Source organism: Pseudocitrobacter sp. CD920760, assembly GCF_057782505.1.
In genome coordinates this window covers 3,120,849-3,138,949 of sequence record NZ_CM173490.1, presented here as the reverse complement: position 1 = coordinate 3,138,949, position 18,101 = coordinate 3,120,849, and the positions used below count along the sequence as shown (strand labels likewise).

Genomic DNA, 18,101 nt, shown 5'->3' with positions numbered 1-18,101 from the left:
AACAGAGAGCGTGCAGTTTAGCATAAACGCCCCGGCGCAGTGACACCGGGGCGTTTAACATTAACGTGGCAGGGCGGTGCCCCATTGGCGCCACTCTTTCGGCTCCTCTTCCTGTAACAGGAAGTGTTTGCCTGCCTGCGCTTTCGGCGCGAGCGGTGTGCCTGGCGGGGTGGCAAAGGCAATACCGCCGCGAATGAACTGATTGAAGGTGCCGGTTTTCACCACACCCCCCGTCAGTCCGAAGTCGAGGCTGTAGCCGGATGCCAGCCAGAAGACTGAATTGTTGCGCACCAGATGCTGATAACGCTGGCTGATACGTAGTTCAACCATCACGCGGTCAGAAAGCGACCCCAGCGTCAGACCCGTTACCGTGCCCACTTCGATACCACGGAACAACACCGGGGTGCCAATGCCCAGCGAACCGGCTTCCGGCGCTTCCACCACCAGACTCAGCCCGTCGAGATAGCGGGAGTCGGCGATGGTGGCTTCCTGCAGCTCAAATTCGCGACGTGGCGAACCCTGGCCCATCTCAACGTTGATGTAAGGTTGCAGGATGGTATCGAGGTGCTCTACACCGGCAGCGGAAATCTGCGGCGTCACAACCGAGAAGCGACTGCCGCGACGCGCGAAGGTATTCACATACTCCGGATAAAGTACCGCGCGCGCCTGAACTTCGTTGCGCCCGGCGTTCAGTTCCAGCGTTTGTACCTGTCCAATATCAATGCCCAGATAACGAATTGGCATGCCTGCCGCCAGTTTCCCGGCATCAAAGGCGTGCAGCGTAATCTGGCCACCTACCGCACGCGCCGCCGTTTCAGACGCGAACAGGATACGTTTGTCGCCTTTACGGGTATTACCACCCGCGCCGCTCAGGTTATCGAAACTGATCGCGCCTTTCAGCGCACGGGACAGCGGCGAGGCCTGAACGGTTAACCCGCTTCCGTTCAGCTGTACTTTTGCACCGCCTTCCGCCCAGAACACGCTGTCCGGCGTCAACAGGGAACGGTATTCCGGTTTGATGTGCAGCGAGATATCAAACGCGTTAGCGCGAGGGCTTACGGTAATCACTTCACCCACTTCAAACTTGCGATACAGCACCACGGACCCCGCCTGAATATCCGGCAAGGTTTCAGCTGTCAGGGTGAGAGTAGAAGTAGGCAGCTCGCTAAGGCTATTTTCCTGCGCTTTCTCGAGGTTGGCGTACAGCGGATAATCGGCTTTCATCTCGCCTTTTTCACCCGGCAGAATGCGGATCCCGCCGCTCAGCCATTCATTGGCGCTCGCGCCGAGGAATTCAACGCCATCAAGACCGACTTTGACATCGACGCGGCTGTTCACCACAAACTTGCTGTCGCCATGGATCAGCTCACGATATTGCGGCTCGATTGCGATGGTGAACGTGACGCCTTTATTCGTCAGCTTACGCTCCATCACCTGGCCGACCTTCACGCCGTGCAAAATCAACGGTTGCCCGGCATCAATGCCGTAGCTTTCCGGCGCGCTCAGGGAGAGCGTCATGACGTCAGGCTGTTGTAACAGCGTTTTGCTGGCCGGGAGAACCGTAAAGCTGTCTCGTGCCTCGCCTTCGCCCGGCACCAGCTCAAAGGTACTTCCGGTGAGAAGCATGCTGAGATTGGCGTTCTCCAGCGACAGTTTTGGCTCATGCAGTTCAATGCGCGTTTTCTCGCGCAGCAGCGTGACCACGCTGGGGTCAACGGTCATTTCGCCCGTCACGGAGCTGTCGGTATTGAGATTCAGTTTGGTCAACTGACCCACTTCCAGCCCCTGATAGAGCAGGGGAGTAGAACCCGCTTTCAGCCCCTGACCGCTGGGAAGCTGCAATTTAACGATAACGCCGCGCTGGCTGTGGGCCAGATCTTCATACAAACCGTACTCGTCATTTTGCGCAGCCACTTCTGAATTTTCCGGTGAGTCGAAGGCTATCGCCCCGTTAACCAACGCGGTTAAGCTTTCAAGCTGCACCTTCGCACCGCTCAAATCGACGTCTGCTTTGATACCCGACACATTCCAGAAGCGGCTGCCTTTTTTCACCAGATTGGTGAAACGGCGCTCAATCAGCACGTCGATGGTCACCCCGCGTTTGTTGGCATTAATGGCGTAATCGTACACGCGTCCAACGGGGATTTTGCGGTAATAGACCAGCGAGCCGCTGCTGAGCGAACCGAGATCCGGCGCGTGCAGGTGAATCATCAGCTCGCCGTTATTCAGACGATATTTTGGCTGCGTATCCAGCGCGGTGAAGTGATCGCGCGCTTTACCTTTGCCGGGCATCATGCCGATATAGTTACCGCCGACCAGCGCATCCAACCCGGAAACACCGGCCAGAGAGGCCTTCGGCGTCACCAGCCAGAATTGCGTATCATCACGCAGCGCGTCTTCCATATCGCTTTTGATGCTGGCCTTCACTTCGATACGGTTCAGGTCTTCGGTCAGGCGAATTTCCTGCACCGTACCCACTTCCACCCCCTGATAGCGCACAGGCGTACGGCCAGGAACGATACCGTCCGCCGACATGAAGTCGATGGTGATAGTGGTGCCGCGATCTTCGTAACTGTTCCAGATGAGCCAGCCTGCAATCATCAGCGCGATGATCGGAAGCAACCAGAAAGGTGAAATGCGACGTTTAATTTTAATCTTCGCTTCAGTCGGTGAAGCGGGCGTTTCCTGACTCATGAGCGTCCCAAAGTAAGCGGCTGTCCAGCCAATTAACAGCAAGAATAGTCAATATCACCGCGGCACCGAAATAAAAAGCCGCCGGGCCCATTGTAAAGGCGAGAAGCTGATCGCGATTAATCAGCGACATGGTCAACGAGATCACAAACAGATCCAGCATCGACCAGCGACCAATCCACGTCACGAATCGCAGTAACAGAATTCGCGTGCGTAAACCCTGTTCACATTTGGAATGAATGCTAATCAGCAGCGTAAACAACACGATGATTTTGGTAAACGGTACCAGGATACTGGCGAAGAATACCACGGCGGCGACGGCGACGTTACTGTCCGCCAGAGAAAGAATCCCCGACATGATGGTATCTTCCTGTCGCCCGCCGTTAACGTAAATAATTGATATCGGCAAAAAGTTTGCCGGTAACAGAAAGATGACGGAGGCAATCAGCGCTGCCCAGCATTTCTGCAGACTCTGGCGACGCCGCCTGGTGAGTGGAACGTGGCAACGATGGCAGCGCCCGCGCGAATCCGGGAAGCCGGTGTGATGGCATTCCAGGCACACCATCAGCCCTTCATGGGGGCGGGTGACCGGGCGTTGAGGATAGAAGCGTTCCCAGAGCTCCTCGATATTCAGATGGATAAGCGTCAGAATGCTGAGGATCACCAGAGAAATAAACGCCGGCAGGCCGAGACCTGGTTGCAGGAAGGCGTAATCCTGTACCTTAATAGACGCAACGGCGATCCCTACCAGATAAATATCCAGCATCACCCACTCTTTGAGCTTCTCCAGCATCAGCAGCACCGGGCGCAGGTTCATGCCCAGAATATTGCCAAGCCAGAGATAGGCGATGGCGATAACCAGCACCGCTGGCGCGGCGACGCTACAGAACAGCACCATTGCGGCGGTAATGGGATCGCCCTGGGCGGTCATTTGCTGGATACCGTGTAGCACGTTTGCATCGATGCGTACGCCAAGCAGATGCAGGCGGAGCAGTGGCTCGCTCCAGGCGAACGGCATCAGCAGCATCATGGCAATCGCCATGGCGCCAAGACGCGTTAACGACCAGTCGCGACCGTCGCGAACTTTGGCATTGCAGCGCGGGCAATAGGCACATTGGTGCGATTTAACCGACGGTAACTGAAAAAGCGTATCGCACTGCGGGCAACGTTGGTATTGTGCCTGCGGGATAGGATCACCCATCGCATGAATACGAATTTTCTGTGTCGGTGTAATGCGTGATGTTTTTAGTGGCATTTATTACATCGTAGAATGAATGTATAACTCTATCTTAACTCATGAATGGATTGAACTTGAGCCCTGACGCATTTAATGCTTATTTTATAGGGGTATGCGTCGTCGATAGTATCAGTAATTGAAGTAGACAATAGTGGTTTAATAATGAACAAAACAGAACTTTACGCGGATCTTAACCGTGATTTTCAGGCATTGATGGCAGGTGAGAACAGTTTTCTAGCTGTAATCTCTAACACCAGCGCGTTGCTTTTTGAACGTCTGGCGGATGTTAACTGGGCAGGTTTTTATTTACTGGAAGGCAATACGCTGGTTTTGGGGCCATTCCAGGGCAAGCTGGCGTGCGTGCGCATTCCGGTTGGCCGGGGAGTATGTGGTACGGCGGTGGCGAAGAATGAAGTGCAGCGCGTAGAAGACGTGCACGCGTTCGACGGTCATATCGCCTGTGACAGCGCCAGTAACTCCGAAATCGTACTGCCGCTGGTGGTTGACGGAGAGGTGATTGGCGTGCTGGATATCGATAGCCCGCTCTTTTCACGCTTCAGCGAAGAGGACGAACAGGGCCTGCGTGAACTGGTCGGTCATCTCGAAAATGTGCTTGCTGGCACCGATTATCAAAAATTCTTTGCCCGCGTCGAAGGATAATCAACGGATAACGTAGCATTTAGCGATGGCGTCATTATAATGTCGCCTGTTCATGCCTGCGGCTTGTTGGCTACGTCCGTTGTAATCAGGAAATTTCATGGAAAATCAACCTAAGTTGAATAGCAGTAAAGAAGTTATCGCATTTCTGGCCGAACGTTTTCCGCACTGCTTCAGTGCCGAAGGTGAAGCTCGTCCTCTGAAAGTCGGTATTTTTCAGGATCTTGTCGAGCGTGTTGATGGTGAGATGAACCTCAGCAAAACCCAATTACGTTCCGCATTACGTCTTTATACTTCAAGCTGGCGCTACCTTTACGGTATCAAAGCTGGCGCAGTACGTGTCGACCTCGACGGTAACCCTTGCGGTGAACTCGATGAGCAGCACGTTGCCCATGCTCGTCAGCAGCTTGAAGAAGCCAAAGCGCGTGTTCAGGCTCAGCGTGCTGAACAGCAGGCGAAAAAACGCGAAGCTGCCGCTGCTGCGGGTGAAGGCGATGCACCGCGTCGCGAGCGTAAGCCGCGTCCTCCGGTTCGCCGCAAAGAAAACGCTGAGCGTAAACCACGCGATGCTAAACCTGCTGCGAAAGCCGTACGCGAAGTACGCGAAGAAAAGCTTACTCCTGTTTCCGACATTTCTGCGCTGACCGTTGGTCAATCCCTGAAAGTCAAAGCGGGCAATAACGCAATGGACGCCACGATTCTGGAAATCACCAAAGATGGTGTCCGCGTGCAGCTTACTTCTGGTATGTCAATGATAGTACGCGCAGAACACCTGGTGTTCTGAAACGGAGGCCGGGCCAGGCATGAACAAACTTTTTAGGCTCTCCGCCCTCGCTGGCCTGTTTTTAATAACAGGCCACGCCTTAGCGGTGGAAGATATTACCCGTGTTGATCAAATTCCGATTCTTAAGGAAGAGACTCAGCACGCAACGGTGAGCGAGCGCGTGACATCGCGCTTTACCCGTTCTCATTACCGTCAGTTCGATCTCGACCAGTCCTTTTCCGCCAAGATTTTTGACCGCTATCTGAACCTGCTCGATTACAGTCACAACGTCCTGCTGGCCAGCGACGTTGCGCAGTTTGCTTCGAAGAAAGGACAGATTGGCGACGAACTGCGCTCGGGTAAGCTCGACGTGTTTTACGATCTCTACAATCTGGCGCAAAAGCGACGTTTTGAACGTTATCAGTACGCGCTGAAAGTGCTCGAACGCCCGATGGACTTCACCGGCAACGACACTTTCAATCTTGACAGGGCAAAAGCGCCATGGCCAAAAGATGAAGCCGAGCTGAACGCCCTGTGGGATGGCAAGGTTAAGTTCGATGAACTGAGCCTGAAGCTGACCGGGAAAGATGAAAAAGAGATCCGCGAGACCCTGACGCGTCGCTATAAGTTCGCGATTCGTCGTCTGGCGCAAACCAACAGCGAAGACGTTTTCTCGCTGGCGATGACTTCTTTCGCGCGCGAAATCGACCCGCATACCAACTATCTCTCTCCGCGCAACACCGAACAGTTCAATACCGAAATGAGCCTGTCTCTGGAAGGTATTGGCGCCGTGCTGCAAATGGATGATGACTACACGGTTATCAATTCCATGGTGGCCGGTGGGCCAGCGGCGAAGAGTAAAGCGATTACGGTTGGCGATAAAATTGTCGGCGTAGGCCAGGCGGGAAAAGGCATGGTCGATGTGATCGGCTGGCGTCTGGATGATGTCGTGGCGCTGATCAAAGGGCCGAAGGGCAGTAAAGTTCGTCTGGAAATTCTGCCTGCGGGTAAAGGTGCGAAAACCAAAATCGTCACCCTGACGCGCGAACGCATTCGTCTGGAAGACCGTGCCGTGAAAATGTCGGTGAAAACCGTCGGCAAAGAGAAAGTGGGCGTGCTCGACATCCCTGGTTTCTATGTTGGCCTGACAGAAGACGTTAAGGTGCAGTTGCAGAAGCTGGAAAAACAGAACGTCAGCAGCGTGATTATCGATCTGCGTACCAACGGCGGCGGGGCATTGACAGAAGCGGTATCGCTCTCTGGCTTGTTCATTCCGTCCGGCCCGGTTGTGCAGGTGCGTGACAACAATGGCAAAGTGCGTGAAGACAGCGATAACGACGGCGTGGTGTACTACAAAGGCCCGCTGGTGGTGCTGGTTGACCGCTTCAGTGCCTCGGCATCTGAAATCTTTGCTGCTGCCATGCAGGACTACGGACGCGCGCTGATCGTCGGTGAACCGACCTTCGGGAAAGGCACCGTTCAGCAATACCGTTCTCTGAATCGTATTTACGATCAAATGCTGCGCCCGGAATGGCCCGCGCTGGGTTCCGTGCAGTACACCATTCAGAAGTTCTACCGCATTAACGGCGGCAGTACGCAACGTAAAGGTGTAACACCGGATATCCTAATGCCGACCGGTTCGGAAGAGACGGAAACGGGTGAGAAGTTTGAAGATAACGCATTGCCGTGGGACAGCATTGATGCCGCGACCTATGTGAAATCTGATGATTTAACACCGTTTGGTCCGGAACTGCTGAAGCTGCACAATGCGCGTATTGCGAAAGATCCTGAATTCCAGTACATCATGAAGGATATTGCGCGCTTTAATGCGATGAAAGATAAGCGCAATATTGTCTCTTTGAATTACGCTCAGCGTGAAAAAGAGAATCTGGAAGATGATGCAACACGTCTGGCTCGCGTTAACGATCGCTACAAACGCGATGGAAAACCGTTGCTGAAGAACATCGACGATTTGCCGAAGGATTATCAGGAGCCGGATCCCTATCTGGATGAAACCGTGAATATCGCGGTTGACCTGGCGCATCTTGAAAAAGACAGGCCAGCCGCAACACCTGCGACCAGCAAGTAATTCTCCCTAAATAAAACAGGCACAAGCGATTGTGCCTGTTTTTTTACATCTCTAAACCGCGCGTAAGCAAGTGTGCGAAAAAATGTAAAGTTGTGTCTTTCTCGTGACTTACCCGCCGTGGATAGTTGAAAATTGTATTAATACCCATACGATGTGGGTAATCGCATAGTGCGTTTTGTTAAAACGAGGTTAAAAGTAAATTATGATGCGAATCGCGCTCTTCCTGTTGACCAACCTTGCTGTGATGGTTGTGTTTGGGCTGGTGCTAAGCCTGACAGGAATTCAGTCGAGCAGCATGACGGGCCTGCTGATTATGGCTCTGCTATTTGGTTTTGGTGGTTCTATCGTTTCGCTGATGATGTCGAAATGGATGGCGCTGAAATCTGTGGGTGGGGAAGTGATTGAGCAGCCGCGCAACGAAACGGAGCGCTGGCTGATGGACACCGTGGCGCAACAGTCGCGTCAGGCTGGTATTGGTATGCCGCAGGTCGCTATCTATCATGCGCCGGATATCAACGCCTTTGCCACCGGCGCGCGCCGTGATGCGTCTCTGGTAGCGGTCAGTACGGGTCTGTTGCAGAACATGAGCCGTGACGAAGCGGAAGCGGTCATCGCGCACGAGATTAGCCACGTGGCTAACGGTGATATGGTGACCATGACGCTGATTCAGGGCGTGGTGAACACCTTTGTTATCTTCATCTCGCGCGTCATTGCGCAGATTGCCGCCGGTTTCCTGAGCGGTAACCGTGATGAAGGTGAAGAGGGCGGTAACGGTAACCCGCTTATCTATTTTGCGGTTTCAATGGTCCTTGAACTGGTGTTCGGTATTCTGGCCAGCATTATTACCATGTGGTTCTCGCGTCACCGTGAATTCCACGCGGATGCCGGTTCAGCGCGCCTGGTAGGGCGTGAAAAAATGATCGCAGCCCTGCAACGTCTGAAAACCAGCTACGAACCGCAGGAAGCCAGCAGCATGATGGCCTTCTGCATCAACGGTAAGTCCAAAACGCTGAGTGAGCTGTTTATGACTCACCCGCCGCTGGACAAGCGTATCGAAGCGCTGCGTACCGGTGAGTACCTGAAATAATGAAAAAGCGCCTCAATCGAGGCGCTTTTTTTTAGCTCTGTACGCGCGGTTGCGTTACCCTCAAGCCGCTAAACAGCGCTGCAACTACCGCCAGACTTCCTGCCAGCAGCAATGACACATGTGTCCCGCTATCGCCAAACGCATTAAACATCAACGCCACCAGCGCCGCACCGGTGCTTTGCCCCAGCAGGCGAGCCGTACCCAGCATCCCGCTGGCGCCACCGCTTCGCTGCCGGGGTGCGGCGGAAATAATGGTGTGGTTGTTGGGTGACTGAAACAGACCGAACCCTGCGCCGCACAGGATCATGCGCCAGATGATATCCAGATCGGAAGGCGATGAAGGTAGCAGAGCAAGCGCAAACAATCCGCAGGCCATTACCGCCATGCCAAGCGCACCCAGGAATCCGGCGTGGACTCGCTCAATTAAATACCCGGCCAGCGGCGCCATTACCATGGTGGCTAAAGGCCAGGGCGTCAGCAGCAAGCCCGTTTCCACTTCGCTGCGCCCCATCATGGTTTGCAGGAAGAAGGGAAGCGAGACCAGCGCCAGCATCTGCGCGCAGAAAGAACAGATAGACGTGCAAATAGAGAGTGAGAACAACGGGATACGCAGTAAATCGACCGGTAATAGCGGTACGGGTAAACGCAACTGACGACGGATGAAAAAGAAACCGACAATCAGTAACAGCACCACTTCCGCGACCACCTGCGTGGTCGATTGCCCCTGCGCAAACCCGCCCAGTGCGGTGATCAGCAGACCAAACGTCAGGGCATTCATGATTGCGCTTGGCAGATCGAAGCGCGTGGCCTGGCTGCGCGAACCGTTTGCGGGCAGATAACGCACCGCCAGCACCCACGAGATAATGCCCAGCGGCACGTTCACAAGGAATAGCCATTGCCATGACGCGACTGACAGAATCGCCGCCGCGATGGTCGGCCCGGCCGCTGAGGAGACGGCAACCACAAACGAGTTAATCCCCATGCCGCGCCCCAACTGGCGCTGTGGATAGATGAGCCGAATGAGCGCCGTATTCACGCTCATGAGCGCCGCGCCGCCAAGGCCCTGCGCCACGCGCGCAAGCGTTAGCATCTCCAGCGAATTCGACATCGCACACAGGCCAGACGCGAGGGTAAAGACAATCAGGCCGATTTTGTAGATCCGGTGATAGCCAATCATGTCCCCCAGAAAAGCCAGTGACAGCAGCGAGATGACGATAGCTATCTGATAGGCGTTGACTATCCAGATAGACGCTGCCGGTGAGGCATGCAGATCGCTGGCAATTGTCGGTAAGGCAACGTTGGCGATAGCCCCATCGAGCACCGCCATCGTAATACCGAGCACAATGGTTAAGATAGCGCCATACCGTTGAGGGACAGGTAAGCCATCTGAGAGTTTTTTATCCATGAGAAAAATGCGGTTTTTAAGAAATTATTTGTCAGAAAACTATTTTAGCATTGATTATTCGGCTGTATGTCGCAGATTTGTAACCAGGTTGCAGAAGATTCATTGCGACGAACGCTTTGCGAAATTATAATAAAAACCGGTTCTAATTTTTATAAAACAGTTGCGATGAGGTGATAAATGGCAGTTGCAGATTTGGATAAACAGCCAGATTCTGTCTCTTCAGTATTGAAGGTTTTTGGCATCCTGCAGGCGCTTGGTGAAGAGCGCGAAATCGGAATTACCGAACTGTCGCAGCGTGTCATGATGTCGAAAAGCACTGTTTATCGCTTTTTGCAGACCATGAAATCATTGGGATACGTTGCCCAGGAAGGGGAATCTGAAAAGTATTCGTTAACGCTTAAGCTGTTTGAGCTGGGCGCGCGCGCATTACAGAACGTTGATTTAATTCGTAGCGCAGACATTCAGATGCGTGAACTCTCGCGTTTGACGAAAGAGACGATTCACCTTGGTGCGCTGGATGAAGACAGTATTGTCTATATCCATAAAATTGACTCGATGTACAACCTGCGTATGTACTCTCGCGTAGGTCGTCGTAACCCGCTTTACAGCACCGCGATTGGTAAAGTGCTGCTGGCCTGGCGCGACCGCGATGAAGTGCGTGAAATTCTGCAGGACGTAGAATATAAGCGCAGCACCGATCGCACCATCACCAGCACCGATGAACTGATGCCGGTTCTGGATCTGGTTCGTCAGCAGGGTTATGGGGAAGATAACGAAGAACAGGAAGAAGGTCTGCGCTGTATTGGCGTACCGGTCTTTGACCGATTTGGCGTGGTCATTGCGGGTTTGAGTATTTCGTTCCCGACGCTGCGTTTCTCTGAAGAGCGCCTGCACGAGTATGTGGCGATGCTGCATACGGCGGCGCGTAAGATTTCAGAACAATTAGGCTATAACGATTATCCGTTCTGATTAGGCGCTTAATCAAAAAAAATGCCGCGATTATCGCGGCATTTTTTTATCCATTATCGACCACAGTTTCACTTTTTCGCAGGACTGGACAATCGGTCAGACCGATGATCCCACTGCTGGAATGAACGTATTGTGCTGTGCTGGTGCCTCGTGCGGTCAGATATTTACATTGTAGCCCCAAACCGCCAGCATTCTCCGTGCTGCCGATTAAAACACCATAACCGCTCAGCAATATGCCAATCCAGACAATGGCCAGTATAATAATTGTTCTGATCGCAAATCTCATGACATCCTCACGTCTTTTCTATCCTTGATAATAGAGTAGCTTTTCAATATTGCGAGACAACTCCATGATTCCTAAAAGCAGAATTTATCTGTACAGTTAGCCGCGGTTTAAGATGTCCGTGTTAATTTGATCGTCTGTTAATGCTATATGTCGTGGAGTGTGGAGTGAAAAAATTTCGGTGGGTGTTACTGATTGTCGTACTGGCGGCCTGTTTGCTGCTCTGGACTCAGACGCTCAACGTGTTGTGCGACCAGGATGTTCAGTTCTTTAACGGGATCTGCAGCATCAACAAATTCATTCCCTGGTAAAACATTTTTGCCATCAACGATTTCCTTCCTTAATACGAGTGGTAGAATAGCCCGTTCCTTTTGAGGTGGTGAAATGAGTGATCTAGTAAGTTCTGGGGCATTAAATCTGGCGTCTGTGGTGGTATCTGTTCTGCTGTTGGTCGTGGGGCTGGTACTTTGGTTCTTTGTTAACCGCGCAAGTTCGCGCACCAGTGAGCAAATTGAACTGCTTGAAGCATTGTTGGATCAGCAAAAGCGTCAGAATGCGCTGCTGCGTCGACTCTGTGAAGCCAATGAACCTGAAAAACCGGCAGTCGAAGAGAAAGCCGTTGAAGCAAAAAACGAAGATGAAGATGATTTCATTCGCCTGGTGGCAGAACGATAATCTTTTCTCCTCTTCACTCCGGCTGTCTCACCAGGCTGCCGGAGTCCGTAGGTTGCACCGCCGCGGTGCACGCAGTCATAACAACGGTATTACCTCTCCCTCTTATCCATCTTCCTGAAGCGTCTCAACGCAGGTCCAGTGTCGTTTCTCAATCACGTGTTCGTATCTAATTGTATTTATAATTAATTTTTTACCAGCCAAACAGCCTGGTCAATTATCCATCACCCAAATGTATGAGTGACGGATATCTGTTTTATTTGCGCAACTTACTAGCTGCATTTGCCGTACGGTATTAGCGAAACGTTTTTATTGCGCGGTGATAACGTTATGTCATTAAACGTTCATTATTTTGGTGCAACCTAAGTACATTATTTGGCTAGTGTGAGTCACGGCAGCAGTATAGCGAAACGTTACTTACTTATAACCGGTTATCAAAATGCACCTTTCGAAAATTAGCTCGAAAATATTCTAACGATATAAAAAAATGTTGATGCCGCTTCGCTTTTCTGGACGTACTGAAAATGTTGGACTATGGTAAAAAAGTCTTACGTTACCGTGAGGTAGGTGAGATAAAAGACACGAGCCGGGGCGCGTCAGACAACTGTTTGCCGCATAAATGCGTAGTCGATCAAATGATTGTTGTATGATTTGTGCGGCTGATCGAGACACGTTTAAAAATGGCTTGCCATTATTAACGTTGTATGTGATAACACGTTTTGGGTTAAACGAGGTACAGTTCTGTCTATGTATGGCATTATCAGTAAAGAAGTCCTGAGTAAACACGTTGACGTTGAATACCGCTTCTCTGCCGAACCTTATATTAGTGCCTCATGCAGTCATGTCTCAGTTTTATCTATGAATGCGCCCACGGGCGAAGAAAACACTCTAAGGAATTTTGCAAATGGCAAAGATTAAAGGTCAAGTTAAGTGGTTCAACGAGTCTAAAGGTTTTGGTTTCATTACTCCTGCTGACGGCAGCAAAGATGTATTCGTACATTTCTCTGCAATCCAGGGTAACGGCTTCAAAACTCTGGCTGAAGGCCAGAACGTTGAGTTCGAAATTCAGGACGGCCAGAAAGGCCCAGCTGCAGTTAACGTAACTGCAATCTGATTCGACTGCCACTGATGCTTTGATGCGTGCGCGCATCATAATCAGCCTTAAAGCCTCGCAACCGCGGGGCTTTTTACATTCTTTGCAAAGTGTTTCTGGTTTCCCTTCTGGTCGTCCTTTGTTGCAAATCCGCGATCTTATTAGCATTGTTGCGCGATAAATCTCTGAACTATTCCTGTTAAATCAGTCCGTTGCTTTTTAACGCTGGAGTCAGAGTGCAAGATAAATCCCGAGGGAAGCCCCCTCATTTTACCCCCGTCCGGTTTGGCCTGGTGTGCGCCGGTATTTTAAGCTGTTTGGGCTTCCTCCTTGCGCGAGTTGGCTGGTTGCAAATTGTCTCCCCCGATAACCTGGTCAAGCAGGAAGATATGCGCTCGGTACGCGAAGAACCGATTGATGTGCCACGTGGCATGATTGTCGATCGCGAAAACCGGCCACTGGCAGTGAGCGTGCCGGTTAGCGCGATTTGGTTCGATCCGCAAACCCTGATTGAGAAGGGCGGTGTGGGGTTCGATAACCGCTGGCAGGCGCTGGCAAAAGCATTAAATCTCTCCTTAAGCGCATTACAGGCCCGCGTCAATGCGCACCCGCACAGCCGATTTCTCTATCTTGCCCGCCAGGTGGACCCGCTTCAGGCGCAGTGGATTGATAAGCTGCATCTGCCAGGCATTAACCTGCGTGAAGAGTCACGCCGCTTTTATCCTGCCGGCCACGTCGCGGCGAACCTGATAGGTTTTACGAATGTCGACGATCAGGGCATTGAAGGTATTGAGAAAAGCTTTAACAGCCAGCTCATTGGCAAACCGGGTTTGCGTCAGGTGCGTAAAGATAAATTTGGCCGGGTAATCGAAAACATTACCGAAATGGCCCCCGTACCCGCGCATAATATTCAGCTCAGTATTGATGAGCGTCTGCAAACGGTAACGGAAGACGCGCTGGATAACGCTGTGCGCTGGAACAAAGCCGCGTCTGGCGCAGCGGTACTGGTGAAAATCGACACCGGTGAAATTTTGTCTATGGCGAGCTACCCGGACTACAACCCGAACAATCGCGAAACGGCCACGCTGGATGATTTCCGTAACCGCGCTATCAGCGACACGTTTGAACCCGGTTCCACCGTGAAACCGCTGGTGATCATGACCGCGCTTCAGCAGGGTATTGTTCGCCCGGATAGTGTCGTCGATACCCATCCTTATATGCTGGACGGCCATCGCATTCGTGACGTGGGCTATTATCCGGAGCTCACCCTAACCGGTATTTTACAGAAATCGAGCGACACGGGCGTATCGCGACTGTCGCTGGCGATGCCGGTACAAAAGCTGCTGGACACCTACACCGCGTTTGGTTTTGGCGAACCGACCGGATTGGGCTTAACCGGTGAAAGTCAGGGATTGTTACCGCATCGTCGTTACTGGGGCGAGCTGGATCGCGCGACATTCGCCTTTGGTTACGGCTTAATGGTCACGCCGCTGCAACTCGCGCACGTTTACGCGACCATTGGCGGCTTTGGCATTTCGCGTCCGCTGTCGATTACCCGTATTGATCCCCCCGTCATCGGTCATCGGGTGATGCCCGAACCCCTGGTGCATCAGGTTGAACATATGATGGAAAGCGTCGCGCTGCCGGGCGGCGGCGGGACAAAAGCCGCCGTTCGTGATTATCGCGTAGCGGTGAAAACCGGGACCGCCAAGAAAATTGGCGATGACGGGAAGTATGTCGATAAATATGTCGCATATACCGCAGGTGTCGCGCCCGCCAGCAACCCGCAGTTTGCGCTGGTCGTTGTGATCAATGAACCGCAGAACGGGCAGTATTACGGCGGGGCGGTTTCCGCACCAGTATTCAGTCAGATTATGGGCGATGTGTTACGTCTGGAAAACGTCATGCCGGATGGCTTACCCCAGGGCTCAGATAATTTGATTGTGATGCACGCCCCTGCGGGGGCGCCTGCGCTGTAAACCCTCCCACTCAGGGGCGAAAAGCGGTACACTTTCGCCCTTTGAATGTTCCCCGGAGTTGTTATGTCCTGGAGTTGTCCGCTCTGCCACGCGCCGCTCACCCGCAGCGGAAACAGCTATTGCTGTCCTCAACGCCATCAGTTTGATATGGCGAAAGAAGGTTATGTCAATTTACTGCCCGTGCAGCATAAGCGTTCCCGCGATCCAGGCGACAGCGCAGAGATGATGCAGGCGCGCCGCGCTTTCCTTGATGCCGGGCACTATCAACCTTTACGCGATGCTATTTGCGCGAAGCTTGACGAGATTAAGCCAGCACAATTACTGGATATCGGCTGCGGGGAAGGGTACTACACTCATGCTTTTGCCGAAATTGCCGGGCACACGTGGGGCCTGGATGTGGCAAAGAACGCCATTCGCGCCGGGGCAAAGCGTTACGCGAATGTCGATTTTTGTGTCGCTTCCAGCCAGCGCCTGCCGTTTGAAGATAACTGCATGGACGTGGTGGTCCGTATCTACGCACCCTGCAACCCTGAAGAGCTGGCAAGAGTCGTTAAACCGGGCGGATGGGTGATTACCGTTACGCCGGGGCCGCGACATTTAGTTGAGCTAAAAGGGCTGATTTATGACGAAGTCCAGCTGCATGCCCCGCATTCGGAAACGTTGGCAGGCTTTGCGCTGCAAACGCACGATGCGTTAGCGTATCCGATGCAGTTAAGCGGGGCGGAAGCGGTGACGTTATTGCAGATGACGCCGTTTGCCTGGCGCGCAAAACCGGAGGTGTGGGAGACGTTGAAAGGGCAGGAACACTTTGACTGCCAGACCGATTTTGCTATTCATGTCTGGCAGCGTTTGGACGATTAACCGGCGAAATGGCTGTAGAGAATTTCTGCACCAATGCCGATAAGTACGATACCGCCAAGAATTTCAGCCCGTTTGCCGAGCAGCGGGCCGATAAAGCGACCAATCATCATGCCAAGCGTGGACATGGTGAAGGTTGCGCAGCCAATGGCCAGCGCCATCACCAGAATATTGACCTGTAAAAACGCCAGGCCGACACCGACTGCCATCGCATCAAGGCTGGTGGCAATCGCGGTGGTCACTAATAACCAGAAACCGTGACGGCGGGGCGGTTCGCAATCTTCATCGCTATCGTCGCCCCGGAAACCTTCGACAATCATACGTCCGCCTAAAAAGACCAGCAGCACGAACGCTACCCAATGGCTCCATTCCAGCACAAAGCGGCTGGCGAGCATTCCCAGCCCCCAGCCAATCAGCGGAGTCAGGGTTTCGATAACGCCAAAGATAAGGCCAGTACGAATGGCTTCAGAGAATTTTGGTTTGTGGAGCGTGGCGCCTTTACCCATCGATGCAGCGAAAGCATCCATCGACATGCCAAGGGCGAGGAGAATAATTGCGTATGCGTTCATCAGAGCGTCCAGACCGGGAATATCCATATGACACACTCCTGCCCCCAGTAAACAGCAGTAAGCGCATCTATGGTCTCGCCTAACCATTCTGGGTTGAATGGTTCGCACGTGCCACGTTTTGCAACGAGTATGTTGACACGTACATTTTCAGATGACTGAAAATCGGCTACTCCCCAACGACGGACGCAACCTTAACATATTTTTAGAATATAAACCAAGAACAGAAAGTGTTATTTCTTTTAACTAAATGATAACGATTTTCATTTGCGAAATAAGGTGAGAAAAACGTTAATTATTATCGTTCATTTTTTGAGGGAATATAGCCAACGCTATATTAAAAGTGCCTGAAAATAGCACAATTATAGCACTGGCTATATTTACAACCTATTGAGCAGAAAGAAGAAGTTTAGAGATCTTTTCGAGGTCTTCAATATTCTTCACACGCACCAGCAGACGCCGTTGTTCTAATTGCATCACCAGCACGCCATCCTCGGATAAATTCATCTGTTTCACCCGTGGATATTCAATCCAGATATTGGCGAAGAAAAAGCCTGTCGATTTGAAAATGATTTTTGGGCTGCGGATCCAGAACAGATAAAGTCCCATCAATGCCAGCGACGATAACAGCCAGGTGGTGATTTGCGCACCATTATTGTTGATATTGTTATAGATAAGAATCGCGATAAGACCGACGAAAATTGCGCCATCAATACGGTTACGACGCAGAAGGGGGATAGAAAGCAGCGTGGTGCCATGACGGCGGGGCATGATGAACTGGTCGTAAATAGCGAAAGCCAGCAGTGCGATGATGAAGAAAACCAGTACCCAATCCGTTATTGTCATTCAGCCTCCGAATAAAAAACCGGGGGCCTGAGCCCCCGGCGTACAACAGATATTACAGACCCAGCAGGCCGATTGCGTAGCCCACGATACCTATGACGAAGAAGCCAACGATGATCCACAGCGGGTTGACTTTCTTACGCAGCAGCCACATACAGGCGAAGGTCAACAGCAGCGGCACCAGGCCCGGCATCAGCTGGTCCAGGATGGTCTGCACAGTAGTGACACGCGTCTGACCATCCTGACCGGTAATGGTCGAAACCACCAGCGGGATGTTGACGTGCGTCCATTTGTTAACCAATGCCCCCATGACAAACAGGCCGAGGATTGACGCCCCCTCAGTCAGTTTCTGCAGGAAGCCGCCGCCCATATCTTTAACGATATCGACACCTTTACGGTAGCCATACGCCACACCGTAGTAACGGGTAGCCAGACGCACCACGTTAAACAGGATGAAGAACAGCAGAGGCCCAAGCAGGCTGCCGCTCATCGCGATACCCGCACCCAGCGCCGCGAAGACCGGACGCACAGTACCCCAGAAGATCGGGTCGCCGACGCCAGCCAGCGGGCCCATCAGACCGACTTTGATACCGTTGATTGCCGCATCGTCGATTTCAGCGCCGTTAGCACGCTGTTCTTCCATTGCAAGCGTTACGCCCAGAACCGGTGCAGCAACGTACGGATGGGTGTTAAAGAACTCCAGGTGACGCTTGATAGCCTGTTTACGCGCATCGTTGTTCTCAGGATACAGACGACGGATCGCCGGTACCATGGAGAAGCAGAAGCCCAGCGCCTGCATACGTTCGAAGTTCCATGAACCCTGGAACAGGTTTGAACGCAGGAACACGCCACGGATGTCGCTCGGAGTGAGTTTTTTCTCGGTGGTAGTTTGAGTTGTATCAACCATGT

Annotated in this window: 17 protein-coding genes, 1 pseudogene and 1 riboswitch; of the genes and pseudogenes, 11 read left to right on the top strand and 7 right to left on the bottom strand. The window is 52.4% G+C overall.

Annotated features, from left to right (window positions below; translation table 11 throughout):
• Positions 1-60: 60 nt before the first annotated feature.
• Both AC1MKH_RS14730 and yebS read right to left on the bottom strand, forming a co-directional pair.
• The gene (locus AC1MKH_RS14730) at positions 61-2,694 is read right to left on the bottom strand and encodes a PqiB family protein (protein ID WP_276219914.1); all 2,634 of its coding nucleotides are present in this window, start codon (positions 2,692-2,694) and stop codon (positions 61-63) included.
• Positions 2,663-3,946, bottom strand: a complete 1,284-nt coding sequence (yebS, locus tag AC1MKH_RS14725; RefSeq protein WP_327621905.1) for a membrane integrity lipid transport subunit YebS — start codon at positions 3,944-3,946, stop codon at positions 2,663-2,665. The genes AC1MKH_RS14730 and yebS overlap by 32 nt, the downstream gene beginning before the upstream one ends.
• A gap of 144 nt (positions 3,947-4,090) precedes the next feature.
• Between yebS and AC1MKH_RS14720 the strand changes: the two genes are divergently transcribed.
• The 4 genes from AC1MKH_RS14720 to htpX all read left to right on the top strand — a co-directional run bounded on the left by AC1MKH_RS14720 (position 4,091) and on the right by htpX (position 8,524).
• Positions 4,091-4,588: a GAF domain-containing protein gene (locus AC1MKH_RS14720; RefSeq protein WP_276219916.1), complete on the top strand. Its 498-nt coding sequence runs from the start codon at positions 4,091-4,093 to the stop codon at positions 4,586-4,588.
• A 97-nt stretch (positions 4,589-4,685) separates the two neighbouring features.
• Entirely contained in the window at positions 4,686-5,369 is a 684-nt protein-coding gene (gene proQ / locus AC1MKH_RS14715) for an RNA chaperone ProQ (protein WP_015964058.1), read from the top strand.
• Between the two features lie 19 nt (positions 5,370-5,388).
• Entirely contained in the window at positions 5,389-7,437 is a 2,049-nt protein-coding gene (gene prc / locus AC1MKH_RS14710; RefSeq protein ID WP_231827027.1) for a carboxy terminal-processing peptidase, read from the top strand.
• Between the two features lie 202 nt (positions 7,438-7,639).
• Positions 7,640-8,524 (top strand): protease HtpX, encoded by an 885-nt coding sequence (htpX, locus tag AC1MKH_RS14705; protein WP_015964060.1) that lies wholly within the window; start codon positions 7,640-7,642, stop codon positions 8,522-8,524.
• Positions 8,525-8,555: 31 nt separating this feature from the next.
• On the opposite strand, the gene AC1MKH_RS14700 is transcribed toward htpX, so the two are convergent.
• A complete protein-coding gene (locus tag AC1MKH_RS14700; protein WP_276219918.1) occupies positions 8,556-9,929 on the bottom strand; it encodes an MFS transporter in 1,374 nt (457 codons plus the stop codon).
• Between the two features lie 177 nt (positions 9,930-10,106).
• Between AC1MKH_RS14700 and kdgR the strand changes: the two genes are divergently transcribed.
• A complete protein-coding gene (gene kdgR, locus AC1MKH_RS14695) occupies positions 10,107-10,898 on the top strand; it encodes a DNA-binding transcriptional regulator KdgR (RefSeq protein WP_276219919.1) in 792 nt (263 codons plus the stop codon).
• Positions 10,899-10,944: 46 nt separating this feature from the next.
• On the opposite strand, the gene AC1MKH_RS14690 is transcribed toward kdgR, so the two are convergent.
• On the bottom strand, positions 10,945-11,184 hold the full coding sequence (locus AC1MKH_RS14690; RefSeq protein WP_149462791.1) for a YobH family protein: 240 nt from the start codon (positions 11,182-11,184) through the stop codon (positions 10,945-10,947).
• 164 nt (positions 11,185-11,348) lie between these two features.
• On the opposite strand from AC1MKH_RS14690, the gene mgrB reads away from it, so the two are divergent.
• From mgrB to rlmA, 6 genes and pseudogenes are all read left to right on the top strand, one after another.
• Positions 11,349-11,492, top strand: a complete 144-nt coding sequence (mgrB, locus tag AC1MKH_RS14685; protein WP_015964064.1) for a PhoP/PhoQ regulatory lipoprotein MgrB — start codon at positions 11,349-11,351, stop codon at positions 11,490-11,492.
• 73 nt (positions 11,493-11,565) lie between these two features.
• Positions 11,566-11,856 carry a YebO family protein gene (locus AC1MKH_RS14680; protein WP_015964065.1) on the top strand — a complete coding sequence of 97 codons (291 nt, stop codon included), beginning with the start codon at positions 11,566-11,568 and terminating at the stop codon, positions 11,854-11,856.
• 744 nt (positions 11,857-12,600) lie between these two features.
• Positions 12,601-12,745, top strand: a pseudogene (locus AC1MKH_RS14675) (DUF2627 domain-containing protein).
• 12 nt (positions 12,746-12,757) lie between these two features.
• Positions 12,758-12,967 (top strand): transcription antiterminator/RNA stability regulator CspE, encoded by a 210-nt coding sequence (cspE, locus tag AC1MKH_RS14670; RefSeq protein WP_001062678.1) that lies wholly within the window; start codon positions 12,758-12,760, stop codon positions 12,965-12,967.
• A gap of 215 nt (positions 12,968-13,182) precedes the next feature.
• Positions 13,183-14,925 carry a peptidoglycan glycosyltransferase FtsI gene (gene ftsI / locus AC1MKH_RS14665; RefSeq protein ID WP_276219920.1) on the top strand — a complete coding sequence of 581 codons (1,743 nt, stop codon included), beginning with the start codon at positions 13,183-13,185 and terminating at the stop codon, positions 14,923-14,925.
• Between the two features lie 63 nt (positions 14,926-14,988).
• Positions 14,989-15,786 carry a 23S rRNA (guanine(745)-N(1))-methyltransferase gene (gene rlmA, locus AC1MKH_RS14660; RefSeq protein WP_276219921.1) on the top strand — a complete coding sequence of 266 codons (798 nt, stop codon included), beginning with the start codon at positions 14,989-14,991 and terminating at the stop codon, positions 15,784-15,786.
• Here the strand turns inward: rlmA and mntP are convergent.
• The 3 genes from mntP to AC1MKH_RS14645 form a co-directional block, all read right to left on the bottom strand.
• Positions 15,783-16,352 carry a manganese efflux pump MntP gene (mntP, locus tag AC1MKH_RS14655; protein ID WP_149462872.1) on the bottom strand — a complete coding sequence of 190 codons (570 nt, stop codon included), beginning with the start codon at positions 16,350-16,352 and terminating at the stop codon, positions 15,783-15,785. The two genes, rlmA and mntP, sit on opposite strands and share 4 nt — an antisense overlap.
• Positions 16,353-16,433: 81 nt before the next feature.
• Positions 16,434-16,539, bottom strand: a riboswitch (yybP-ykoY riboswitch).
• Between the two features lie 197 nt (positions 16,540-16,736).
• The gene (locus AC1MKH_RS14650) at positions 16,737-17,195 is read right to left on the bottom strand and encodes a DUF986 family protein (RefSeq protein WP_276219922.1); all 459 of its coding nucleotides are present in this window, start codon (positions 17,193-17,195) and stop codon (positions 16,737-16,739) included.
• Positions 17,196-17,247: 52 nt separating this feature from the next.
• On the bottom strand, positions 17,248-18,099 hold the full coding sequence (locus AC1MKH_RS14645; RefSeq protein WP_149462786.1) for a PTS mannose transporter subunit IID: 852 nt from the start codon (positions 18,097-18,099) through the stop codon (positions 17,248-17,250).
• Between the last annotated feature and the right edge of the window lie 2 nt (positions 18,100-18,101).